Annotated in this window: 17 protein-coding genes, 1 tRNA gene and 1 pseudogene; 8 read left to right on the forward strand and 11 right to left on the reverse strand. The window is 61.5% G+C overall.

The features are described 5' to 3' along the window. Positions 1-15 precede the first annotated feature (15 nt). Positions 16-2,430, forward strand: coding sequence for a TonB-dependent receptor (locus UW3_RS0103765; RefSeq protein WP_010220944.1), 2,415 nt, complete (start codon positions 16-18; stop codon positions 2,428-2,430). 7 nt (positions 2,431-2,437) lie between these two features. Beyond that, entirely contained in the window at positions 2,438-4,033 is a 1,596-nt protein-coding gene (fes, locus tag UW3_RS0103770; RefSeq protein ID WP_237716719.1) for an enterochelin esterase, read from the forward strand. A gap of 92 nt (positions 4,034-4,125) precedes the next feature. On the opposite strand, the gene UW3_RS0103775 is transcribed toward fes, so the two are convergent. Continuing rightward, positions 4,126-5,823, reverse strand: a complete 1,698-nt coding sequence (locus UW3_RS0103775; RefSeq protein ID WP_010220946.1) for a SulP family inorganic anion transporter — start codon at positions 5,821-5,823, stop codon at positions 4,126-4,128. Positions 5,824-5,972: 149 nt separating this feature from the next. On the opposite strand from UW3_RS0103775, the gene UW3_RS26455 reads away from it, so the two are divergent. After that, positions 5,973-6,380 (forward strand): DUF2388 domain-containing protein, encoded by a 408-nt coding sequence (locus UW3_RS26455; protein WP_010220947.1) that lies wholly within the window; start codon positions 5,973-5,975, stop codon positions 6,378-6,380. A gap of 58 nt (positions 6,381-6,438) precedes the next feature. Here UW3_RS26455 and UW3_RS0103785 read toward each other — a convergent pair. The 5 genes from UW3_RS0103785 to UW3_RS0103805 form a co-directional block, all read right to left on the reverse strand. After that, positions 6,439-6,512 (reverse strand) — tRNA-Gly (locus UW3_RS0103785). 157 nt (positions 6,513-6,669) lie between these two features. Beyond that, positions 6,670-7,554, reverse strand: coding sequence for an alpha/beta fold hydrolase (locus tag UW3_RS0103790; RefSeq protein WP_010220948.1), 885 nt, complete (start codon positions 7,552-7,554; stop codon positions 6,670-6,672). 321 nt (positions 7,555-7,875) lie between these two features. Further along, entirely contained in the window at positions 7,876-8,568 is a 693-nt protein-coding gene (locus UW3_RS0103795; RefSeq protein WP_010220949.1) for a pseudouridine synthase, read from the reverse strand. A gap of 27 nt (positions 8,569-8,595) precedes the next feature. After that, positions 8,596-8,817: a cysteine-rich CWC family protein gene (locus UW3_RS0103800; protein WP_010220950.1), complete on the reverse strand. Its 222-nt coding sequence runs from the start codon at positions 8,815-8,817 to the stop codon at positions 8,596-8,598. A 2-nt stretch (positions 8,818-8,819) separates the two neighbouring features. Beyond that, on the reverse strand, positions 8,820-10,316 hold the full coding sequence (locus UW3_RS0103805; protein ID WP_026001186.1) for a sensor domain-containing diguanylate cyclase: 1,497 nt from the start codon (positions 10,314-10,316) through the stop codon (positions 8,820-8,822). 213 nt (positions 10,317-10,529) lie between these two features. Here UW3_RS0103805 and UW3_RS26460 point away from each other — a divergent pair, with 213 nt between their 5' ends. After that, complete coding sequence (locus UW3_RS26460; protein WP_010220952.1) at positions 10,530-10,907, forward strand: hypothetical protein; 378 nt, start codon at positions 10,530-10,532, stop codon at positions 10,905-10,907. An 8-nt stretch (positions 10,908-10,915) separates the two neighbouring features. Here the strand turns inward: UW3_RS26460 and UW3_RS0103815 are convergent, their stop codons facing one another. Continuing rightward, positions 10,916-12,025 carry an enoyl-CoA hydratase/isomerase family protein gene (locus UW3_RS0103815; protein WP_010220953.1) on the reverse strand — a complete coding sequence of 370 codons (1,110 nt, stop codon included), beginning with the start codon at positions 12,023-12,025 and terminating at the stop codon, positions 10,916-10,918. 126 nt (positions 12,026-12,151) lie between these two features. On the opposite strand from UW3_RS0103815, the gene ung reads away from it, so the two are divergent. The 4 genes from ung to UW3_RS0103835 all read left to right on the forward strand — a co-directional run bounded on the left by ung (position 12,152) and on the right by UW3_RS0103835 (position 19,462). Beyond that, positions 12,152-12,844: a uracil-DNA glycosylase gene (gene ung, locus UW3_RS0103820; RefSeq protein WP_010220954.1), complete on the forward strand. Its 693-nt coding sequence runs from the start codon at positions 12,152-12,154 to the stop codon at positions 12,842-12,844. A gap of 128 nt (positions 12,845-12,972) precedes the next feature. Continuing rightward, a complete protein-coding gene (locus UW3_RS0103825) occupies positions 12,973-14,895 on the forward strand; it encodes a hypothetical protein (protein ID WP_010220955.1) in 1,923 nt (640 codons plus the stop codon). Between the two features lie 189 nt (positions 14,896-15,084). Continuing rightward, a complete protein-coding gene (locus UW3_RS0103830) occupies positions 15,085-16,977 on the forward strand; it encodes a hypothetical protein (RefSeq protein ID WP_010220956.1) in 1,893 nt (630 codons plus the stop codon). Between the two features lie 220 nt (positions 16,978-17,197). Then, positions 17,198-19,462, forward strand: a complete 2,265-nt coding sequence (locus tag UW3_RS0103835) for an autotransporter outer membrane beta-barrel domain-containing protein (protein WP_010220957.1) — start codon at positions 17,198-17,200, stop codon at positions 19,460-19,462. A gap of 45 nt (positions 19,463-19,507) precedes the next feature. Here UW3_RS0103835 and UW3_RS0103840 read toward each other — a convergent pair whose 3' ends face one another. The 4 genes and pseudogenes from UW3_RS0103840 to UW3_RS29210 all read right to left on the reverse strand — a co-directional run. Next, positions 19,508-20,539: an AbrB family transcriptional regulator gene (locus UW3_RS0103840; protein WP_010220958.1), complete on the reverse strand. Its 1,032-nt coding sequence runs from the start codon at positions 20,537-20,539 to the stop codon at positions 19,508-19,510. Further along, the gene (locus UW3_RS0103845; protein ID WP_010220959.1) at positions 20,532-22,046 is read right to left on the reverse strand and encodes a tripartite tricarboxylate transporter permease; all 1,515 of its coding nucleotides are present in this window, start codon (positions 22,044-22,046) and stop codon (positions 20,532-20,534) included. The genes UW3_RS0103840 and UW3_RS0103845 overlap by 8 nt, the downstream gene beginning before the upstream one ends. A gap of 1 nt (position 22,047) precedes the next feature. Continuing rightward, positions 22,048-22,506 carry a tripartite tricarboxylate transporter TctB family protein gene (locus tag UW3_RS0103850; protein WP_010220960.1) on the reverse strand — a complete coding sequence of 153 codons (459 nt, stop codon included), beginning with the start codon at positions 22,504-22,506 and terminating at the stop codon, positions 22,048-22,050. A gap of 99 nt (positions 22,507-22,605) precedes the next feature. Then, a pseudogene (locus tag UW3_RS29210) lies at positions 22,606-22,897 on the reverse strand (tripartite tricarboxylate transporter substrate binding protein); the annotation flags it as partial.

A 22,897-nucleotide genomic window follows, 5' to 3' on the forward strand; every position in this document is an offset into this window, starting at 1 on the left:
CTGCAAGGACAGATCATGTCGCTTCCCCATGCCCGCCCGGCACCCCCTGCGGCTTTCCCCGGTACCCTGCGTCGGCTGGTGCTGGCCTGTGCCCTGGGCAGCGCCAGCCTGTTGCCACTGACTGGCGTTCACGCCGCCGCCCTGGCTGCTGACGCGCCGGCCCTGAGCTTGAACCTGCCGGGTCAGTCCCTGGAAGCCGCAGTGCATGCCCTGGCCCGTGAAGCCGGGGTGGCTATCGCTGCCGACAGCCAATTGCTGGCGGGTCGCAGCGCACCGGCATTGCAGGGCCAGTTCACCTTGCAGCAGGCCTTGCAGCGCGTGCTGGCCAACACTGGCTTGGTCGCCAGTGAAGAGAACGGTGTGATCATCCTGCGCAGCCTGAACAGCGACGGCGCCCTGACCCTCGGTGAGCTGAACATCAATGCCAGCAGCAATCCCGATGGCCTGCCCGAGGCCTACAGTGGCGGCCAGGTCGCCCGCGGCGCACGCTTGGGCATGCTGGGTAATCGCGATGTGATGGAGACACCGTTCAACGTCACTTCCTACACCGCCCAGCACATGGAAAACCAGCAAAGCGGCACGGTTGGCGCGGTGCTGCGCAACGATCCGTCGATCCGCTTCAGCACCGGCGAAGGTCACGCCTACGAGAACTTCATGATCCGTGGCTACTCCCTTGACTCCACCGAGCTTGCGCTAAACGGGTTGTACGGCCTGGCCCCGGATGGCCATGTGCCGACCGAGTTCCTTGAGCGGGTGGAAGTGCTCAAAGGCCCCGGTGCCTTGCTCAATGGCATGGCACCCAACGGCGGTGTCGGCGGGGTGATCAACCTGGTGCCCAAGCGCGCCGGCGAAGCGCCGCTGACCCGCCTGACCAGCAGCTACGTGTCCGACGGTTATGTCGCTGAACACATCGATCTGAGCCGTCGCCTGGGCGACGAGCAACGCTTGGGCATTCGCTTCAACGGTGTATATGGCAGCGGCGAAACCGGCGTCGACCAGCAATCCAAGGACCGCACCCTGGCATCGTTGGGCATGGACTATCGCGGCGACGGCTGGAAGCTTGAACTGGATGCCTATGAGAGCCACGAAAAACTTGAGGACGGCAGCCCGATGATGGCCGGCTTCAGCAAACTGGGCCATGTCACCAAGGCGCCGAAACCGGACACCAACATCCTCGATGGCATTTCCGCCAAGCAAATCAGCAAGGCCGTGGTGCTGCGCGGTGAATACGACCTCAACGACGACTGGACCGCCTACGCCAGCGTCGGCAGCGCCCGCACCCGCTACAAGGGTTTTCTCAACGGCACCCGGGTGATCGTCACCGGTGCCAACGGCGATGCCAGCGGCGAGACCTATAACCAGGCGGGCTACACCCATAGCCTGTCCACCGAAGCCGGGGTGCGTGGCAACTTCGTCACCGGCCCGGTCAACCACCAGGTGGTATTGAGCACCACCTTGCTGCATCAGGACATCGGCCGCGCCGCCACGGTGACCGGCAAGAAGTACGTGACCAACATCTACCATCCAGGCAAGCCGATCATTGCCGGTGACATCGGTTCCAGCGACAAGACCGGCGATAACACCCTGTCCAGCTTCGCCGTCGCCGACACCCTGGGCTTTATCGACGACAAAGTACTGCTGACCCTCGGGGTACGCTCGCAACGAGTGCGGCAGAAGATGAGCAAGCCGGCCTATGACGAGCGCGCCCTGACCCCGGCCCTGGGCCTGGTGCTCAAGCCCTGGGATGCGCCGGTGTCGCTGTACGCCAACTACATCGAGGGCCTGACCCAGGGCGGCATGGTCACCGACCTTGCCGCCGCCAACTACGGCGAGCAGTTCGCCCCGTACAAGGCCAAGCAGATGGAGGCCGGGGTCAAGTGGGACCTGGGCGATTTCACCCACACCCTCAGCGTGTTCCAGATCGAGAAGCCGAGCATGCTCCTGGACCGTGCCAGCAACCGTTACACCGACGATGGCGAGCAGCGTAACCGCGGCGTGGAATGGAACCTGTTCGGCGCGCTGACCCCGAGCGTGCGCCTGCTTGGTGGCGTCACCTACACCCGTGCCGAACTGACTCGCACCGCCGGCGGTACCTTCGATGGCAACACCGCCCGGGGTGTGCCGGCCTGGTCGGCCAACCTCGGCGCCGAATGGGACACCCCCTGGGTCCCGGGCCTGACCCTGACCGCACTGGGCATCCACAGCAGCTCGCAGTACCTCGACAGTGCCAACGACCTGAAGATCCCGCAGTGGACCCGCTACGACCTTGGCGGTCGCTACAGCACGCGCATCCTCAGCAAGGATATAGTGCTGCGTGCAAGCCTTGAGAACGTCGAGAACCGCGCCTACTGGGCCGGGGTGTTCAACGACGGCTATGCCACGGTCAGCGAGCCACGCACGCTGAAACTTTCCGCCAGCATCGACTTCTGAGGTGAACATGCGGACTTTCAGTCAGTGGAGCTGCGCCGTGGCGCTGGCCCTGTGTGTGAGTGGCAACGCGATGGCGAACGCCGACAGGCCTCTGCAACCGGGGCAAACCGTCAGCGCCAGCGTTGCCCAGGGGCAACAACCGGTCTGGAGCTTGCAGCTCAAGGCCGGCGACCTGGTCCAGGGCCGGCTGCAGGGCGATGTCAGCCTGCGCCTGCTCGATGCCCGGGGCCAACCGCTGCGGCTGTTGATCGATGGTCAGGACCAGCCGCGCGAGTTCATCTTCATCGCCGAGCGCGATGGCGCCTACGGCCTGCGTGCCGAGGTGCTGGCCAACCGGCCGCAGGCAACCTACGCGTTGAGTCTGAAACAGGTGATTGCGGCCAGCGAGCAGCAGCGCCGCGCCGTACCGTTGCCGAGCCCGACCCTGCGTGCGCTGCAACAACAGTTGGCCCGGGGGGCGAGCACCGATGCGTTCTGGAAGGCGCGTCAGCAACAGGGCACGCCCATGGTCGAAGCCGTGGCGGACAAGCCGGGCATGAGCCTGGTGACCTTCCTCTGGCGCGGTGCCGAGCACAATGTGCGGGTGTTCGGCGCGCCCTCGGGCAATCACGATGAGCTGCAACGTCTCGGCGACAGTGACGTGTGGTTTCGCAGCTATCTGCTGCCTTCGTCTGCACGCTTGAGCTATCAACTGGCCCCGGACGTACCGGCGTCGGATGATCGGCGGATGATCCTCGCCAGCACCCGGCGTGACCCGCTGAACCCGAACAGCTTTGCTGATGGCAGTGGCGACCCGTACCTGTCGCGCTCGCGCCTGGAACTGCCGGCTGCGCCCGCGCAACCCTGGGTGGCCGAGCGCAAGGATATTGCCCGTGGCAGCCTGGAGCGCAAGGTGCTGAGCAGCACCTTGCTGGGCAACCAACGCGATGTCTACCTGTACCGCCCGGCACAGTGGCAGGCGGGGGCTGAGGGGCAGGGCCTGCTGGTGCTGTTCGATGCGCACGCCTATACGCGCCAGGTGCCGACCCCGACCATTCTCGACAACCTGATCGCCGATGGCTTGATCCCGCCAACCGCGGCCTTGATCATCGCCAACCCCAGCGACCTCAGCCGCCAGCAGGAGCTGCCGCCGAACCCGCAGTTTGCTCGTTTCATGGCTGAAGAACTGATGCCCTGGGCACGCCAGCAAGGCCTGGCGGCAGCGGCGCAGCGCACCGTGGTCGCGGGCTCCAGCTACGGAGGCCTGGCCTCGGCCTACATGGGCCTCAAGCACCCGGAACTGTTCGGCAATGTGCTGAGCCTGTCCGGTTCCTATTGGTGGGGGCAAGAAGGTGAAGAGCCAGGCTGGCTTACCCGCGAGTACGTCAAGGCGCCCAAGCAACCACTGCGCTTCTACTTGCAGTCGGGCTTGTTCGAAGGGCCGAAAATCCTCGACACCAACCGCCATTTGCGTGATGTATTGCTGGCCAAGGGATACCCGGTGGAGCAGGTCGAGTACCCGGCCGGGCATGATTACTTGCAATGGCGGGGCAGCTTGCCGTGTGGCTTGATCAGCTTGATCGGCAAGGCTGCGCAACTGCCGAAAACCTGTCAGCCAGGCTGACAACGGGGCTGCTTTGCAGCCCATCGCCGGCAAGGCCGGCTCCCACAATGGCTCTGCATGCACCGAACTTGTGGGAGCTGGCCTTGCCAGTGCTAGAGCGTTTGTTCCTTGCGACTGCGATTGCGCCACAACCGATACGCCCTGATCCCCGAACGCACCGAACCAAACAGCAAGCCGTTCTCCATCTCCCGTGCGATCCCCGAACGCACCAGCATGCGCAAAAAGCGTCCGCGCGCCCGGGCGATGCCGAAGTAGATACCGCGGGCTTTCAAGGTGTCGCGCACCTCGCGCAGGGCCGCAATGCCGCTGACATCGATCGAGCTGACCGCCTCGGCATCGAACAGCACCGCGCGCGGTTGCTCCTCGCGATGCACCGCCTCGAGCAAACGCATTTTGAAGTAGTCGGCATTGAAAAACAGGATCGCGTCGTCAAAGCGGTACACCACCAGCCCTTGTACCGTGCGCGCCTCCTTGTAGCGGCGGATGTCGACCTGGCCTTCGATGCCCGGCACCCAGCCGAGCACCGCATCGGTGGGCTGGTAGATGCTGTAGAGCAGGCGCAGGATCGCCAGGGTCACGGCGATGATGATGCCCGGCAGCACGCCGACCCCGAGCACGCCGACGGTGGTCAGCACGCACAGCCAGAACTCGAAGCGGCTGAGCGTGTAGATCTTTTTCAGCGACTGCACATCGATCAGCCCCCAGCCGGCCATCAGCAGTACCGCGCCCAACGCCGCTTGCGGAATCCACGCCATGGGCGTGGTGAAGGCCAGCAATATCAGGGCGATGACCAGGGCGGCGATGATCCCTACCAACTGGCTTTTGCCGCCGACCATGTCGTTGACCGCGGTGCGCGAGTCGGCGCCGCTGATGGCAAAGCCCTGGGAAACCCCGGCGGCAATGTTGGTGACCCCCAGGGCCAGGAACTCATGGTTGGCGTTGATCGCATAACCATGACGGGCAGCAAAGCTGCGGGCGGTAAGCATGGCGCTGCAAAAGCTGACCGTGGCGATACCCAGGGCATCACGCAGCAGGCTTTTCATTTCTTCCAGATTGGTGTGCGGCCAGGCCAGTTCCGGCATGCCGGCCGGCACCGGGCCGAGAACCGCCACGCCAAAACGGTCCAGACCAAACAGCCCGACCACCAGGGTTGCCACCGCCACTGTCACCAGCGCCGCCGGCAGGCGTGGGTAGCGGCGCGGCAGCCAGATCAGCAAGCCCAGCCCGGCGACGCCGATCACCAGGGTCAGCCAGTGGATTTCCCCCAGGCGCTGTAGCAGGTTGATCAGGCTGAGAATGAAGCCGTTGCCCTCGATCTGGAACCCCACCACCTTGCCCAGTTGCCCGGCCAGCAGGCTCAGGCCGATACCGTTGAGGTAACCGATGAGGATCGGCCGCGAGAAAAAACTGGCAATGAACCCGGCCCGCGCCAGCCCGGCACCGATCAGCATCAAACCGACCAGGATGGTGACAATCACCGACAATTGCGCCAGCCGCGCCGGGTCGCCCAAGGCCAACGGCGCGATCGCCCCGGCGACCATGGCGCAGGTGGCGGCATCCGGGCCGACCATCAACTGCCGCGAGCTGCCGATCAGGGCATAGACCATCATCGGCAGGATGCATGCATACAAGCCGTACTGCGGCGGCAGGCCGACGATCTGCGCATAGGCAATGGCGATAGGGATCTGGATCGCGGCCACCGACAAGCCGGCCTGCAGGTCATGGCGAAACCATTCACGGCGGTACTGCAACAGATTGGCCAGGCCAGGCAGCCAGCGGGAGAGAAACATGCACGGATCCTTTCGAGTGTTTCGCGGTGGGCTATTAAAGCGCAGCGCGTAGAGCCTGGGCAGGGCGTCAAATCAAAAACACCGCTGTTAAGTCTGGTGCAAGCCGTGGAAAATGCCGCCCGAATATTTGGATCAGTGAATGGAAGCCGATGGAACGCATACTCAATAGCTGGAAAAAACCTGCAGGCCTGCTGTGCCTGGCCTGGTGCTGCACCGCCCAGGGCATGGGCGACATCTTTGGCGATGGCACTGGCAATGTCGATGGCATGCTGACCCTGGGGGCCACGGTGTACGTGCCCTTCATGCTCACCGGGGCAACCACCTTCGGGCCAACCATGGCCTCCGATGGGACTTCCGACAGCGATGGCAAGCGGGTGCTTGCGCAAGCCCGCGACGATGCCGCGGCGTTCATTGCCAGCGACGGGGCTTACCGGGGTGTCTATCTGCAATCGGCACTGCACTGGTTGCGCAGCAAGGGGCATGCAACAGGGGCAACGGACAGCGAGCTGGCCCAGCAAATACTGGTGTTGGCGGTGGTTGAGGCGAAGGGCAATTAGCAAAATAGCCACCAGGGCGGTGGCCAAGGTCTCAGCTGCGCTGGAACCTGGAAGAAGCTGGAGCGGGTGAAGGGAATCGAACCCTCGTTATCAGCTTGGGAAGCTGGAGTAATGCCATTATACGACACCCGCTTTCAGGGCTGACTTTGTACCAGAACTTCGCCGCGATTTGAAGCTCTTTGTTGCTGCAGAGCCATCGGCCGGTGGCCGCTAGCGCAAGGTCGTGCATCTTCTTTCTGGCCTTTGGGGCCGTTGATGCAGGAGGCTGCGCTACCGGTCACCGTGTCGCTCAGATAGCCAGTGCATGGTGCTCCTGGGTGTAGCTGTAACGGGGACGCGATTCTTTCAGCGCAGGCTTGAGGAAACCCAGCAGCACTTCACGGGTGTCGCGGCAGGCGGCCTTGTGTTCCATGTCGAGGAAATGGCCGGTGGCGCGGATCTCGCGAAAGTGGCTGTTGCGCACATGCTGACCGAACTGGCGGGCATCCTCGGTGGTGGTGTATTCGTCCCACTCGCCATTCATGAACAGTACCGGAATGTCGATCACCCGCGCCGCCCGCAGGGCGTTGCCCAGGTCGTGGTCGAGTACCTGGTTGATGTGAAAGTGCATCTGCGCGTATTCGTGGTTGTCCAGGCTGCTGACGTGCCGGTAGTTGAAGCGCTTGAACAGCGACGGCAGGTGCTTGCCGATGGTGTCGTTGACCAGGTTGCCGACCTGATAACGGTCGCAGGCGCTCAGGTACTGGCAGCCGCGTTCGAGGTAGTCGCGCATCGGTTCGTTGATTACCGGCGAGAACGAACTGACCACCGCCTTTTCGATGCGCCGTGGTTTGTGCGCCAGGGCCAGCAGGGTGCAGGCGCCGCCCCAGGAGAAGGACATGACGTGATCGGCGCCAAAGTGGTCGATCAGCTCCAGAAGGATCTGCCCTTCGGTTTCCTTGGTCAGCAAATGCTCATTGCGGTTGTGGGGCTTGGACTTGCCGGCGTAGGGCTGGTCATACAACACCACGTTGAATTGCGGGTGCAGGTTGCGCACCGTCTGGGCAAAGGAGGCCGTCGTGGCCAGCGAACCATTGATCAGGATGATCGTCTTCTCAGCGGCGTCTGCTCGATAGAACTCCGTGTAAACCCGATACTGACCTTGTATATCAAGCACAGCGATTTCTGGCCTCATGTCGTCGACTCCTGGCGCAAAAAAGGGTGTTCGCACATGCAAGGATGCGCGTTCTTTATGACAGGTAGGCATACGCCTTGAAGAAGCTGAGGGCCCTGGTCGATCCCTGTGGCACGCGGGTCGACCGGTATTGTTCTAGGAGGGCAATCTGCCGGACGCCAATGCTTCGAGGCATGGGTCGCCGGCAAAAAGGTGTCTTGGACTACAACTGTGACTGGTGAGTCACAAGCAGACCGACGATTGGATTCAAGCAGGCACTCAGCCAACCCGCAAGTGCCTTTGGGGTAATTGGCGAAAATTTTCCGCCAGGCGGTCGCAGGCTCAGATTGCCTGGATTTCTTCGGGATAGAGCGCCCGGTACTGGCCGGGCTGCAGGTTCGGGTCCAGTTGCAACGGGCCCATGCGTTCGCGGTGCAGGCGCAGCACCTTGTTGTCGAAGTGGCCGAACATGCGCTTGACCTGGTGGTAGCGCCCCTCGACGATGCTCAGGCGTGCGCTGCGCGGGCCCAGCAAGGTCAGTTCGGCGGGCAGGGTGGTGAGGTCTTCGAAGGCGAAGTAGAAACCCTGGCGGAACTTGTCGATGTAGTGTTCGCCAATCTCCTGCTCGGTCTCGACGTAGTAGACCTTGGGCAGTTTGGTCTGTGGCTGGGTCAGGCGCCGCGACCACAGGCCGTCGTTGGTCAGCAGCATCAGCCCGGTGGTGTTGAAGTCCAGGCGCCCGGCGATATGCAGGTCCTGGGTGTCGGGCTGGTCGATCAACTCGATCACGGTGGGGTGCTGCGGGTCCTGGGTGGCACTGACGCAGCCCTGGGGCTTGTGCAGCATCAGGTAGCGCAGCGGGCGCCCGGCCTGCAGCAGTTGCTCGTCGACCTCGATACGGCTGAACTCGCGCACGTCCAAGCGCGGATCGCTGACGCACTGGCCATCCACGCGCACGCGCCGTTCCACCAGCAGCAGGCGAACGTGCTGGCGGCTGAAGCAGGGCAGGTTGCTGAGGAATCGATCGAGACGCATACAAAGCCAGGCGCAGGGCGCGACAGTTTAACCTTCGGGCGCGGCCTTGGCTGCCTGCAATTGCGCCTCGACCTTGGCGCAGCGTGGGCACAGGCAGGCCTGGTTGCGCAGCTCGCAGGGCAGGGCTTGGAGCACCTTGGGGTCGATGCTCACGCCATAGCACCAGCAGGCCTGGGCGGCCGTGCGCGGGTCGGCCAGGCTGCAATCGTTGCTGGCGCCACAGGCGGGGCAGCGGCGGGTGTCATTCATGGTCAAGGCTGTTCATGGTCGGATCGGGGCATCTCGCTGCAGACGCGGTTGCGTCCACTCTGTTTGGCCCGGTAAAGGGCATGATCGGCACGGGCGATCAGGCTGTGCAGGGTATCGTCGGCCTGCAGGTTGCTCAAGCCGATACTGGCGGTCAGATGGATCGGCTGCCCGGCATAAGTAAAGGCCAGTGCTTCGGTCTTGCTGCGAATCTTCTCGGCGACGGCCAGGGCGCTGTGGCTGTCGGTGTCCTTGAGCAGCACGATAAATTCCTCACCACCCCAGCGGCAGATGATATCAGCATGGCGCAGGCAGTCTTCCAGCACCTGGGCGAACTGGCACAGTACTTCGTCGCCGGCCAGATGGCCATGGGTGTCATTGAGCGCCTTGAAGTGGTCGAGGTCGATCAGCAGGGCGATCAGCGGCTTGGGTTCGCGCTGGGCTTCCTGCAGCGCTTGCGCGGCCAGCAGGTCGAAGCCGCGGCGGTTGGGCAGGCCGGTGAGGCTGTCGAGGGTGGCCAGGGTTTCGATGTTGTCCTGATGGCGCTTGACCATGGCATTGAGCAGCGACAGCACCACCAGGGTGATCATCGCGCAGATCGCCAGGTTCAGGTACAGCGACTGGCGTATGGCGTCCATGGCGCCGTCTTCGCGCTTGTCAACGAACAGGAACCAGTTCAGCTCCGGTACCAGGCGCACATTGAGGAAATGGCTGTGGCCGTCGCTGCTGCGGTACTCATGACTGCCGCTGACCGGGGTGGGCATCTGCTTGAGCAGGTTGTGCAAACCGTCCAGCTCGGTCAGCGACTGGCCAGACCGGGCGCCATGGGGGCCGCCGCTGGAGCCGGTCAGCACCACGCGGCCATGGCGGTCGACGAAGAACACCCGGCGCTGGTAGCGCTGTTGGTAATCATCGATCAGGCGAATCACCGCTTCGACCGTCAGGCCGATACCGGCAACGCCAATGAACTTGCCGTCGTAGTCGAACACCCGATAGTTGATGAACACCGTGAGGCGATCCTGGTTGGCCATGTCGAGGTCGACGTTGATCTCGTAGGGCGTGTTCAGGGTCAGCACCCGTTGGTACCAGGCATCGCGGGGCGCCTGCGGGTCGATCTTCTTCAGCACGCCCTTGGCCTGGTAGTAGACGCCGGTAGTGTTTGAGACGAAGAACGCCGTGTAGGCGTGGTGCTGACGCATGACCTCGTTCAGGTAGCGGTTCACCTGAGCAGGGTCCCGTTCGCCGGCCAGCGCCCAGTCACGCAGAAAGGTGTCGTGGGCCATCATCGAGGAGACCAGGATCGGCCGCACCAGGTCCTTCTGGATTTCCGAATACACCGTATCGGAGGTCAGCGGCAGTTCGGTGTTGACGATGTTGTCGCGGATCGAGCTACGCGAGGCGAAGTAACTCAGCAGGGACGTCGCCAAAAAGCCGCAGGCGAGCAAGAGCAGTAATGTCAGGATCAGCGAGCGCTGCGAAAACAGGGCGGAACGAGGCGGCATGACATTCCCGGTCTGTGGGCCAATGGCCTTCATTCTAGTGGTCTGGCAGAAAAATAACTTTACGATTTTTAAGGGTATCGGCCTTGTATCAATTTATTGCAGCAATGGCACCGGACCTGTTTTTGGCAGTCTTATTTCATGTCGATGCACGCTTGCCGATCGACGCCGACCAGCGCCGCTGGGATGGGCAGTTTCGCGGTCCAGGAGGCCGCCATGAATCGCCGACTTTTGCTGATTGTAGTGCTGGGTTTGCTGACTACCGCTTGTGTCCCTTATGGAGGTCACGGTTATTACCGCACTGAAATCTATACCGCCGATAGCTACGGCTATCCGGGTTACTACCGGCCGTCCTATCCCTACAATCGTGGTTATTACGTAGCTCCGCAGCCGCGCTACTACGTGGCACCACCCCCGCGTTACTACGCGCCACCACCGCATTACTACCGTCCTGCACCCCACGGCTATTACCGGGAAACTCCGCATAACTACTACAAGCCGTATCCGGGCCGCGGCCATGACCGCTACCGCCAGGGTTCGTCACGCCACGAGCGCAACCGTGACGGCTGGCCGGATCGCAACTGGCGCCGCTGAGGCGCCGTTCAGGCCAGGTCCGCCAAGGGGTGACGTCCTTCCCACGCCTTGCTGAAATGCGCGTCGACCACCGCCGTTGGCACTTGGGCGATATCCGCCCAGTGCCAGCGCGGTTTCTGGTCTTTGTCGATCAGCCGTGCGCGCACCCCTTCGCTGAACTCCGGATGCTGGCAGCAGTTGAGGCTCATGGTGTATTCCATCTGGAACACCTGGGCCAGTGACAGATGGCGGGCGCGCTGGATCTGCTCCCACACCAGGTGTGCAGTCAACGGGCAGCCTTCGAGCATGGTCTGCGCGGCCTTGGCCAACAGCGGGTCGGCGTGGTTGCGCAACTGGGCGATGGCGCGCCAGGCGCACACTGGGTCGGCGACATCGAGCAGGGCGTCGATCTGCTGGCGCCTGGGCAGCCACTGGGGTTCGGGCCGTTCAGCCTGGGCGCCATGCTGCTGCGCCTTGAGCAGGCTGTTGAGCTGCAGGGCGGTCTGCTCCTGCCAGTTCAGTTGCAGCAGGTCATCGAGCAGTTCTTCCTGCTGGCTTTCGCCCAGCAGACGGTCCGCCAGGCCCAGGTCCAGGGCATCGCTGGCGTTGATCGGTGCGCCGGTCAGGCCCAGGAACAAGCCCAGCTTGCCGGGCAAGCGGGACAGGAACCAGCTGCCACCGACATCCGGGTACAGGCCGATGCTGATTTCCGGCATGGCCAGGCGGCTGCTTGGCGTTACCACGCGCACATTGGCGCCTTGCAACAGGCCCATGCCGCCGCCCAGCACGTGGCCATGGCCCCAGCAGATCAGCGGTTTGGGGTAGGTATGCAGGTGGTAATCGAAGCGATACTCGGCGCTAAAGAATTGCGCCGCCAGGGGCGGTACCCGGCCGGGATGGTCGCTGCAGGCCTGGGCCAGGCTGCGCACCTCACCGCCGGCACAAAAGGCTTTGGCGCCACTGCCGCGCAGCAGTACGCAGACGATGTCCGGGTCATCGGCCCAGGCCTTGAGCTGTTCATCGAGTACCTCGATCATTGGCAGCGACAAGGCATTGAGGGTTTGCGGCGCATTGAGCGTGGCGACACCGATGCGCGCGCCGTCGACGCCGGTGAGTTCTTCGCACTGTACTGCAGCCATGGGCGACCTCGTGGTTGATCCGCACAAGTATGGCCGCTGCTGGTGATTTCGGCGGTCGCCGGTCGGATCGATTGACAAGCGCAGGCAGCTTTCCTAGTGTCGCGCCATTGTTTTACGGACCCGACCATGACTGACGACGACCGCATCAAACTTGAACCGAGCTGGAAAGAGGCCCTGCGCGCCGAATTCGACCAGCCCTACATGCACCAGCTGCGCGAATTCCTGCGTGAGGAACACGCCGCCGGCAAAGAGATCTACCCGCCAGGCCCGCTGATTTTCAACGCCCTCAACTCCACGCCGCTGGACCAGGTCAAGGTGGTGATCCTCGGCCAGGACCCGTACCACGGCCCGGGCCAGGCCCATGGCCTGTGCTTCTCGGTGCAGCCGGGGGTGGCGCCGCCGCCGTCGCTGGTGAACATCTACAAAGAGTTGCAGCGTGACCTGAACATCGAGATCCCCAAGCACGGCTGCCTGCAGTCCTGGGCCGAGCAGGGTGTCTTGCTGCTCAACACCACCATGACCGTCGAGCGTGCCAATGCCGCGTCCCACGCCAACAGGGGCTGGCAGTTCTTCACCGACCGCATCATCGAGGTGGTCAGCGAACACCAGCCCAACAGCGTGTTCCTGCTCTGGGGTGCCCATGCGCAGAGCAAGCAGAAGCTGATCGATGCCACCAAGCACCTGGTGCTCAAGTCGGTGCATCCATCGCCGTTGTCGGCCTACCGGGGCTTTCTCGGTTGTGGGCATTTCAGCCAGGCCAACCGCTTCCTCGAGCAGCGCGGGCTGACCCCGATCGACTGGCGTTTGCCGCCGGTTTGAGGCCGGGTACCTAGCATTTTTGTCAGTTTCGGCCGATTTGAAATAGGCATCTAATACTTCCAGGTTTTCCACGGCAGCCGGCGACTAGCGGGCTGCCACGGTCCTCTTCTCTGGAAGGAGCTGTCGCCATGGCTCACGATGCTGATGATCCTGTAAATCCCCGGGAACGCTACGCAGCGCCGGTCATCCCGGCCGCAATGGAGCTGACGGACGATGACCTATTGGGGCATTTGGTCCGCAAGGAAGATCAGCTACGCCCATTGGACATCAGGATCGAGGAGATCTGGGCTGATTACAGTGCCGCTCCTCCGAACGTGGATACGAAAGTTGAGTTTCTCTGGCGAAGCAATGTGGTTGAAACATTTACCTTCACTCAGCCAGTGATTCCGGAAGATGTGATCCCGGTTGTCTGCAAGATGCCCTCGGAGTACATGGCGGCGCCTGGCCCCGCCCGGGTCGAGTACCGCGTTACGGTATCGTTTAACCCGTCCACTTCTCACGCAACGCACCTGTTCATCGATAAGCAGGCGCCCAATGGCGACGAAGAAGGTACACCCCTGCAGTTTGACCAGGAAGTCCTGATCAGCGGCGTTACCGAGGATTATCTCAGCCGGCACGACACGGTCGATGCCCGGGTCGAGCCTTGGCCAGATATCAGGGGGGGCGACCTGCTGACCTACTACTGGGAAAAGTTGCCCGTTATCGATACGGATGAGCAATCACGCGAACTGCCCTATGCCGGTGAGTTGCGCATCACCGATGTCAATGCGCCGATCATCGTGCAATACGATGCGATGCTGGTCCGTGAGAGCGGTTCAGGCCCGCATGAAGCCTACTATCGCCTGGAAGATCGAACCGGTAACCGCGGGCCAAAATCCGAGGTCCAGCCAATTGAGGTAGTGCTGGATGAATTGCCGGGCGACCTGCCTGACCCTCGGGTGCCCAGGTTCGATATCGATGGGCTGATTGACCTGGAAGATGCCCGCGCAGGTGTCGAGGTTCACATCGACGTCATCAGCGATGCACAGCAAGGCGATCAGGTTCAGGTCTACTGGCGTAGTTTGGCGCTTCGCCTTATCACCATTGCCGAGAACCAGCAGTGGCCTTTGAGGGCCCCGGTCAGTTGGGCAATCCTCGCGGCGGGAGGCTTTGCTGCACCTTTTGTTGATCGGGTGCACTATACCTGGCGACGTGGCGGGGCTTCGCTCACTTCTACGACCCTATGGGTGGACGTCGACCTGACGGTGGCCGGTCCGCCTCCGGGTCCAGGCCCGGTCAACCCCTTGTTGCTACCGGCTGTGGTCAAGGGCCTGACAGCCGATGATGTACTCACAGGCGCCGATGCCGGGCAGGACGCGCGCGTCGAGATCCTTCTATACGACAACCCGCAAGACGGCCAGGTGCTGGAATTGTTCTGGGGGAGCCATCCGCAGGCGGTAGATCGCTACGAGGTGAAGGCTGAGGATGTCGGCGGGCAATTGATCGTGCTGAGCGTTCCTTGGGCGATTATCCATAGTGTCGGCAATTCACCTGCCCTGCCGATGCAGTACACCACTTTCAACGGGGTTAACCGGCAACGGTCGCCCATTACATCCGTGCGTGTCGAGGTGCGAGTCATCGAAGGCCTGGCACCCGCCACTTTCCCAGACGCCGATCGAAACCAGTGGATCAACTGCAGCAACGAACCGTGGCTGGGCGTGCGGGTTGAAATTCCGAAAGACTCGCAATTTCAGGTAGATGACAAAATTACCCTGCACTGGGAAGGCGACTACGGCCAGATAGGCAATAACCCTATTCCCGGGACCCAGGCAAGTTTCGAACATGTGCTGACGCGTGAGGATCTTGAGTCCGAGCAGGGTTACATCTTTACCGTGCTGCCCTACGACCCGTTGATCAAGTTGGCAGCACGGGAGGACGGGCGTGGCGGCGGGAATGTCCGTTACCGACTTGATAAGGCTGACGGAAGCGGTGCGGGCAACTCTGGATTAGCGCGCGCGCGACTCTCTGTCCTCGATCTGAGCACGGGTTTGTACTGTGATCCGGAAACTTGAACAGTGTTGTGCATGAGGTTTTGTTCAGCACGGTGAAGTGCTGAACACCCGTACTTAGGGTGACGTTCTGCTTTTAACAATGTTTGGCTTTGTTACCACTTGGCTGCTGGACGGCAGAGTGGCGGCTGGGGCCGACGGTGTGGTGCTGATGGTGTTCCAAATCTATTTATATTTTCAGGAGATACCAAGATGACCAAGTTTGAAACGACAACCAATGTATCGGCCGCAAAAGCCAAAACGCGGGCCCCGAAGCCTAGAAACTTTCGAAACTTGTATAATCCGCCGGTGCCTATTAACACAGAGCCGAATATTCCCGGGGGGCAAATTAATTTACTGCGAACACCGAAAATTCCAGAAGGGCTCAAGGTGGAAATTCCGGCTTTCCCTACCGTGGGGCCGCCTACATCGATCGATACGGTAACCGTTTATATTAACGAAAGGTCGGTTTATACCTTTGATAAACCTGTGCCCCATGCAGACTCGAACCCCACTCCCGTGACGCTACAAGACCCGGTGCTTGAGTCACACGGTGAGAAAATTGTCTATTTTGAAGTCGTCAACTCCAGAAACCCCAATAAGGGGGCTTCGCAGAGTCTTAGGGTAACAGTAGACAGGCTCAATCCGACTCATGGTGGTTTCCCGGACGCCATCATTCTTCCGCTGGATCTGGAGGATGCTACGGTGACGCCCGAGTATCTGGAAGCGCACGACAATAAGTTAGTGTTGCAGATTCCAGGCTACCTTGACCCGCAAGTGGGTGACTATTGGGCAATCCTCTTTGGCGATGAGCAGTCCCAACCCAATAAGGGTGGGGTGGTCAGCGAAAGACCTATCATTGTAGAAATGACAAAGGACGAGCTGCTCCTTGCCGGGCCTGGCCTCAAGCGGGTGACCTATATACTGGAAGACCGGGCCGGCAATCCGACTAGCCTGGCGCACCGCCAGCAAGTGTTCGTCATCCTTGAGCCAACACCCATCGACTTGCTGGCACCCAGGGTGGATGCTGCGCCCATTGATATTGTCGAGGCACGTGAGGGCGTACTGATTGAAGTGGATGGATATACCAATGCGCTGGCGGGTGATTTGGTGCGCGTCTACTGGAATAATAATTATGTGGATCAGATTACTCTGCCGCCTACCCCCAATTGGCCTTTACCGTTTACCGCACCGTGGGCAGTTATCTCCAGTGGGGTCGAGGGGACCGCGCATACGGCCCAGGTGCGCTATGAAGTCATCCGTACCAAGACCTATCCCTCCCCAGTACTGGACGTGGAAGTAGATCTGGAGTTGATTGGGCCACCTAATCCAGACGAACCCGAGCCGGTCAACCCGACGTTGGATGTGCCGCTACTGACCTCGTCGACGGATGAGCTGAATCTTTTGCGTCCAGAGGATGAAGGCCAGCCTGCCGATGTCAGTTTTGCTCTTTATGACCCTGCGCAAATGGGAGAGGTTATTCGGCTTTATTTCGGTACAGAAAGTCTGTTGGTGGCCGAATACACAGTGAAGGACACAGACAATCCCGGTGACTCGATCCCGTTGCAAATCAGCTGGGACGATATTGTCACTGTTGGTAATGGAACAGACATTCCGCTGTTCTACAAAATTTTTGCCAATGCCACTACCACCAATTATCAGTCGTCGGGTAGTCAGTTGGTGGATGTCAGTGCCATTCCATTGGCAGAGGTCAACGAGCCAACGTTAACCGTGAAATATCCCGGCGCTATTGCTTGCGAGGACGCGCCGTGGAATGGTGTAACTGCCAAGATTGTTGATGCTCAAAATCTTCAAGTAGGCGACACCGTTACGGTGTACTGGATAGGTCTGGAAGGCTTTGTTGACAAGCTGCCTGTCGAATCGACGCGTTCGTCATTTTCACGGGAGGTGCTCAATCAGAACGAAATTGATACTGGGGTAAACCTTACTATCCCGTGGGTTCCCTGCATGGAGCCGCTGCGCAGCGGATATGTCGAGTTATATTGGATTCAGGAACGTGGTGGCCAGGCTATCGGCCGTTCTCCAGTGAAATCTTACGATTACTATGGCGAACAGGGGACCGGGCTTTGCCCAGGAAGGCCATAAGCTGAGTGTTTGATAACGAATGAAGCCGAGCAATGCTCGGCTTCATTTTTCTATATGGGCGCGACACTGCCTGTTGATTGCGCCTACTTCTTATGAGGAATATTCCTACATAAGATTCTGTCAGAAGTTTCTATTCTGCGCTCCGAACAAACGGGGCTTGAACTAGTTGGCTCTGTTTAATCCGGAACTGAATAGTCTCAATGCTGCGGAGTAGAATCTCATGACCAAGCCAAGCATCTTCAAACCCTCGGCGCTTTCGTGCGCCCTGCAGGCAGCCCTTGTCGCCCCCTTGGTGATGGCATCGGCTCAGGCCCTGGCTATCACCAAGGTTGTCGAAAGCAACCAGACCTTTACCGCTACCTCGGGGACGCCGTCCTACAACTATCGCGTATTGGAAAATGCCACTCTGAATGTACAGGGTGCGCGTACCGAGCACATTCAAGTGCGCAAGGGCCAACTGAACATCGAAGGTGGCACCGTCACTGCCGGCGGCTCGAACAACGCTGTTGCCCTGGTGAGCAGTACCGCCCGTATCGCCAACGCACGTATCGATAGCGCCCAGGGCAACGGCCTGACGATTGGTCGATTGCTCGATGGTTCGGCAACCGGTTCTGAGGTCCAGGTCCAGAGCAGCGAAATCAACGGTGGCCGATTTGGTGCAACCCTCAGCGCCTATAGCAATCTGTCGCTCAAAGACTCGAGCCTGACCGGTGCTACGGCTGATGGTCTGTTGATGATCGGCGGCCAGGCCCAGGTGCACAACAGCGTGATCAAGGGCGCCGAGAGCGGTGTACGTTTGTCTCATGAATACTATGGCTCTGAAGCCAACGAGCAGGCCCCGACGTTGCTCCTGGACAATAGCAAAGTGATCGGGGGGACTGGAGCGGCCCTGGTGGTGGACTCTGCAACTACCGCCCGTATCGACGTGCTCAATGGTTCGAGCCTGGAAGGCGCCAACGGCAACTTGCTTGAGCTCAAGAACGCCGGCTCGGCGGATATGCAGGTCAGCCGCAGCACCCTGGCCGGTAACATCCTGGTTGGTGAAGGCAGCACTGCAAATCTGGACTTGAGCAACGCCAGCCTGGAAGGTGACGTGATCGTCGCCGCGGGCGGCGCGGCGCAACTGAGCCTGAACGATCAATCGCTGTTCAAGGGGCGCCTGGAAAACGTCGACGCATTGGCGCTCAATGGCGACAGCACCTGGGCGCTGATTGGCGACAGCCAGGTTGAGCAGTTGAGCCTGCAGGGCGGTCATGTGCAATTCGGCGAGCCTGGCCAGTTCTATCGCCTTGACCTGGGAGAGTTGTCTGGCAACGGCACCTTTCATATGTCGGCTGACTTCGCCACTGGCGAAGCCGACCTGCTCAATGTCAGCGGCCAGGCCAACGGTCAGCACACCCTCGCCATCAGTGCCAGTGGTCACGACCCGGCTAACGTTGAACGGATCACCGTGGTCACTACCGGCGGCGGCGACGCCGAATTTAGCCTGTTGAACGGTCCTGTAGACCTAGGTGCGTTTTCCTACGGCTTGACCAAGGAAGGCAACGACTGGCACCTGGACACTGAGAAAAAGGTCATCAGCCCAGGCACCCGTTCGGTCCTGGCGCTGTTCAATACCGCACCAACCGTGTGGTACGGCGAGCTGTCGTCGCTGCGTACCCGCATGGGCGAGTTGCGCTACAACGAAGGTAAAAGCGGCGCCTGGGGCCGGGCTTATGGCAGCAAGTACAACGTTGCCGAGTCGTCTGGCACCGCCTACAAGCAAACCCAGCAGGGCTTTACCCTGGGTGCCGATGCCCAGGTGGGCGACAGCCAATGGCTGGTCGGTGTGCTGGCCGGTCATAGCAAGTCCGACCTGGACCTGAGCCGTGGTACCAGCGGTACGGTCGACAGCTACTACGCCGGTGCCTACACCACCTGGCTGGATCAGGACAGCGGTTACTACTTCGACGCCGTGGCCAAGGTCAACCGCTTCGACAACAAGTCCAAGGTAGCCATGAGCGACGGTAGCCAGGCCAAGGGCAACTACAAGACCAACGGTGTGGGGGCGTCGGCCGAGTTCGGTCGCCACATCAAGCTCGATGACGGCTACTTCGTTGAACCCTTCGCCCAGGTGTCGGCGGTGAGCATCCAGGGCGCGTCCTATGACCTGGACAGCGGCCTGAAGGCAGAAGGCGACCGGACCACCTCGGTGCTTGGCAAGGCCGGTGCCACGGTGGGTCGCAACTTTGATCTGGGTGAGGGCCGCTTTGCCCAGCCATACCTGCGGGCTGCGGCGGTGCATGAGTTCGCCAAGAACAACCAGGTCAAGGTCAACGACAACGTGTTCAACAATGACCTGTCAGGCTCGCGTGCCGAGGTCGGTGCCGGTATCGCCGTGTCGCTGTCCGAGCGCCTGCAGCTGCATGCCGATATCGACTACAGCAACGGCGACAAGATCGAGAAGCCGTTCGGTGCCAACGTCGGGGTGCGTTTCACCTGGTAAGCGCGTAAAGAAGAAGAGGAAGCCTTGGCTTCCTCTTTTTTTGTTTCAGTCGCAGCGTTTGTCCCAATGCCTGAACAACGGCTCGGCCAGAAACAGCACGAACAGCAAACGCATCACCTGCAGCGCCGTGACCAGCGGTACCGACAGTTGCAAGGTTTCGGCGGTCAGGCTCATTTCGGCGATGCCGCCGGGCATCATGCCCAGGGTCAACGAGCGCAAGTCGAGGTTGGTCATGACGCTGAGCACGCAGGCGGCGATACCGGCGATCAGCATGGTCAAGGCCGTGGCGATCAAGGTGCGCCCGAGAAACGACGGCGCCCGGCGAAAGAACGCGCGGTTGAAGTGGCAGCCCAGGCCGCTGCCGATCAGCCATTGGCCGATCTGGCTGGCGCCGTCGGGCAGGGCAACCTGCAGGTTGGCGCTGACACTGGCCACCGCCGCCACCAGCAACGGCCCGAACAGCCACGGGTTGGGTTGTTTCAAGCGCTGCCAACCCAGGGCCAGCAACACGCCCAGCGGGCAGATCACTACCAGCCAGCTCCAGTTGACGCTGCCGGTGTGGGTCAACGGCACGCCATTGCCGAGCAAAAACTTGAACAGCGCCGGCACGCACAGCACCACCGCCAGTACCCGCAAACTCTGCGCTGCCGCCACCTGGCTGAGCACCGCGCCGTTGCGGGCGCCGAGGTTGACCATCTCCCCGGAGCCGCCGGGCATGCTGGAAAAGAACGCCGTGGCGCGGTCTTCACCAGTACGGCGCAGCAACCACACCCCGACCACACTGGAGACGCTGGTGATCAGTGCCCCGCAGAAAATCAAACCGAAGTTGCTCGCCACCTGCTCGACCACCGCCGGGGTGAAGTGCAGGCCGATACCGATGCCGATGATCCACTGCCCGCATTTGCGCCCACCGGGGATCTCGCTCAGTTGCCAGGGCGTCAGGCAACGCACCAGGATGATCGCCAGCAACGAGCCGACCATCCATGGCAGTGGCCAGCCGACCCTGCTGGCGAGGTAACCGCCAGCCAAGCCGACCAGGCCGGTGGCCCAGTACAGTTTCAGGCGCCCATCAGACATCGGCCAGGGCACGGCGCTGAAGGCTGCGCTTGCGCCAGATGCGCAGCAGCGGCAGGAGCATCATGGCGATGGTCAGGCCCCACACGCTGACGCTGATGGGGCTCGACCAGAGGATGTCCAGGGCGCCGTTGGAGATCGACAGCGCACGGCGCAGGTTCTGCTCCATCAGCCCACCGAGGATGAAGCCGAGGAGGATCGGCGACAGTGGGAAGTCCAGCTTGCGCAGGATGTAGCCGAAGATGCCGATGCCGATCATCAGGAACAGGTCGAAGGTGGTGGCATGCACTGCGTACACACCGATCGCGGTGATGATCGCGATCACCGGCACCAGTGCCCAGTTCGGCACGGCGAGGATGCGGGTGAAGATGCGGATCATCGGGATGTTGAGGATCACCAGCATGATGTTGGCGATAAACAACGAGGCGATCAGGCCCCAGACGATGTCTGGCTGCTGTTCGAACAGCATTGGCCCCGGGGTGATGTTGTACAGGGTCAGGGCACCGATCATCACCGCCGTGGTGCCCGAACCCGGTACGCCGAGGGTCAGCATCGGTACCAGGGCGCCGCAGCAGGAAGCACCGATGGCGGTTTCCGGCGCCGCCAGGCCGCGTTTGTCACCCTTGCCGAAGGTGCCGCTGGCACCGGCAATGCGCTTCTCGGTCATGTAGGCCACGGCGCTGGCCAGGGTTGCGCCGGCACCGGGCAACACGCCCATGATGAAACCGAGCAGGCCGCAGCGAATGTTGACCAGGAACACCGAGGCCGCTTCCTTGAAGTTGAACAGCATGCGTCCGGTGGCTTTCACCGCTTCGTGGCCGTGATGGGTTTTTTCCAGCAGCAGGAGGATCTCGCTGATGGAGAACAGGCCCAGGACCAGCACCACGAACTGGATGCCGTCGGCGAGGTGCACGCTGTCACCGGTAAAACGGTACACGCCGCTGTTGGCGTCGATGCCGACGCTGGAGAGAAACAGCCCGATCAGCGCCGCGATGAAGGTCTTCAACGGCCGGTCACCGGCCATGCCGCCGAGGCAGACAATGGCGAACACCATCAGCACGAAATATTCCGCCGGGCCAAAGGCGATCGCCCATTTCGCCAATAGCGGTGCGAACAGCACCATGCCACAGGTAGCGATTAAGGCGCCGATGAACGAGCTCCAGGCCGACAGCGACAGCGCCACTCCGGCCAGGCCCTGGCGGGCCATGGGGTAGCCGTCGAGGGTGGTCATTACCGTCGAGGCTTCACCGGGGATGTTGAGCAGGATCGAGCTGATCCGCCCACCGTATTCGCAGCCCAGGTACACCGCTGCCAGCAGGATCAGCGCCGACTCCGGCGGCAGGCCGAGGGCAAAGGCAATCGGGATCAGCAGCGCCACGCCGTTGATCGGGCCCAGGCCCGGCAACAGGCCGACCACGGTGCCGATCAGTGTGCCGGTGAGGGCAGTAACCAGGTTGTAGGGGCTCAGGGCGACGCCGAAGCCCTGGCCGAGATAGCCAAGCGTATCCATGTCAGTTCTCCAGAACGTCGAGCAGGCCGAGGGGCAGGGGCACATCCATCACACGGTCGAACAGCCAGTACAGGGCGATGCTCATCAGGCCGATGATCACCACGCTGGGCAGCCAGCGTCCGCCATACAGGCGCGCCATCGGCACGCCGATGAGGATGCTGCTGACAATGAAGCCCAGCGGCTCGAAGGTAGCGGCGAAGACCAGCAGCAAGGCGACGCAGAGGCCGATCTTGTTCAGGGTTTCGCGGTCCAGTTCGGGCTCGTCATCCTTGCGGACGATGGGCGTGGGGCGAAAGGCCAGGTACACAAGGCCCGCAGCCATCAGGCCGAGCATCAGCAAGGGATAGGCGCGTGGCCCGACCGGTTCGTAGGAAAAAGCTGCCTGGTAGGGCCAGGCCATCACTGCCAGGGCGGCGCACACCGCCAGCAAAAACAGGGCGAAGAGGCGTTGCAGGATCATTGGGGAATCCTCTTTTCGCGGGGCAAGCCCGCTCCCACAGGTCAACGCTGCGTCTGTGGGAGCGGGCTTGCCCCGCGATGCGTTCGAAAGGGGAGAGGCTTACTGAATCAAGCCAAATTCCTTGGCCAGGGCCTTGTAGTCAGCCACCTGTTTCTTCACGTAGGTGTCCAGCTCGGCGCCGGTCATGGCGAAAGGGAACAGCTCGCGCTGGTCGCGCAGCTTGGCGAACTCTTCCGAGGCCAGCAGCTTGTCGAACGAGGCTTTCCACCAGTCGTACTCTTCATCGGTCACTTTCGGCCCGAGGTAGAAACCGCGCACCACCGGCCAGACGATGTCATAGCCCTGTTCCTTGGCGGTGGGGATGTTCTTCATTTCCGGCTCCTCCAGGCGG

Origin of the sequence: Pseudomonas donghuensis, from assembly GCF_000259195.1 — a bacterium.
Taxonomy (GTDB): domain Bacteria; phylum Pseudomonadota; class Gammaproteobacteria; order Pseudomonadales; family Pseudomonadaceae; genus Aquipseudomonas; species Aquipseudomonas donghuensis.

Coding starts and splice junctions, on each gene's coding strand:
- UW3_RS0103815 (WP_010220953.1), bottom strand. CDS start 12,025: ATGGCTGCAGTACAGTGCGAAGAACTCACCGGCGTCGACGGCGCGCGC.
- UW3_RS0103840 (WP_010220958.1), bottom strand. CDS start 20,539: ATGTCTGATGGGCGCCTGAAACTGTACTGGGCCACCGGCCTGGTCGGC.
- UW3_RS0103790 (WP_010220948.1), bottom strand. CDS start 7,554: ATGAGGCCAGAAATCGCTGTGCTTGATATACAAGGTCAGTATCGGGTT.
- UW3_RS0103835 (WP_010220957.1), top strand. CDS start 17,198: ATGACCAAGCCAAGCATCTTCAAACCCTCGGCGCTTTCGTGCGCCCTG.
- fes (WP_237716719.1), top strand. CDS start 2,438: ATGCGGACTTTCAGTCAGTGGAGCTGCGCCGTGGCGCTGGCCCTGTGT.
- UW3_RS0103845 (WP_010220959.1), bottom strand. CDS start 22,046: ATGGATACGCTTGGCTATCTCGGCCAGGGCTTCGGCGTCGCCCTGAGC.
- UW3_RS0103805 (WP_026001186.1), bottom strand. CDS start 10,316: ATGCCGCCTCGTTCCGCCCTGTTTTCGCAGCGCTCGCTGATCCTGACA.
- UW3_RS0103795 (WP_010220949.1), bottom strand. CDS start 8,568: ATGCGTCTCGATCGATTCCTCAGCAACCTGCCCTGCTTCAGCCGCCAG.
- UW3_RS0103800 (WP_010220950.1), bottom strand. CDS start 8,817: ATGAATGACACCCGCCGCTGCCCCGCCTGTGGCGCCAGCAACGATTGC.
- UW3_RS0103765 (WP_010220944.1), top strand. CDS start 16: ATGTCGCTTCCCCATGCCCGCCCGGCACCCCCTGCGGCTTTCCCCGGT.
- UW3_RS26455 (WP_010220947.1), top strand. CDS start 5,973: ATGGAACGCATACTCAATAGCTGGAAAAAACCTGCAGGCCTGCTGTGC.
- UW3_RS0103850 (WP_010220960.1), bottom strand. CDS start 22,506: ATGATCCTGCAACGCCTCTTCGCCCTGTTTTTGCTGGCGGTGTGCGCC.
- ung (WP_010220954.1), top strand. CDS start 12,152: ATGACTGACGACGACCGCATCAAACTTGAACCGAGCTGGAAAGAGGCC.
- UW3_RS0103775 (WP_010220946.1), bottom strand. CDS start 5,823: ATGTTTCTCTCCCGCTGGCTGCCTGGCCTGGCCAATCTGTTGCAGTAC.
- UW3_RS0103825 (WP_010220955.1), top strand. CDS start 12,973: ATGGCTCACGATGCTGATGATCCTGTAAATCCCCGGGAACGCTACGCA.
- UW3_RS26460 (WP_010220952.1), top strand. CDS start 10,530: ATGAATCGCCGACTTTTGCTGATTGTAGTGCTGGGTTTGCTGACTACC.
- UW3_RS0103830 (WP_010220956.1), top strand. CDS start 15,085: ATGACCAAGTTTGAAACGACAACCAATGTATCGGCCGCAAAAGCCAAA.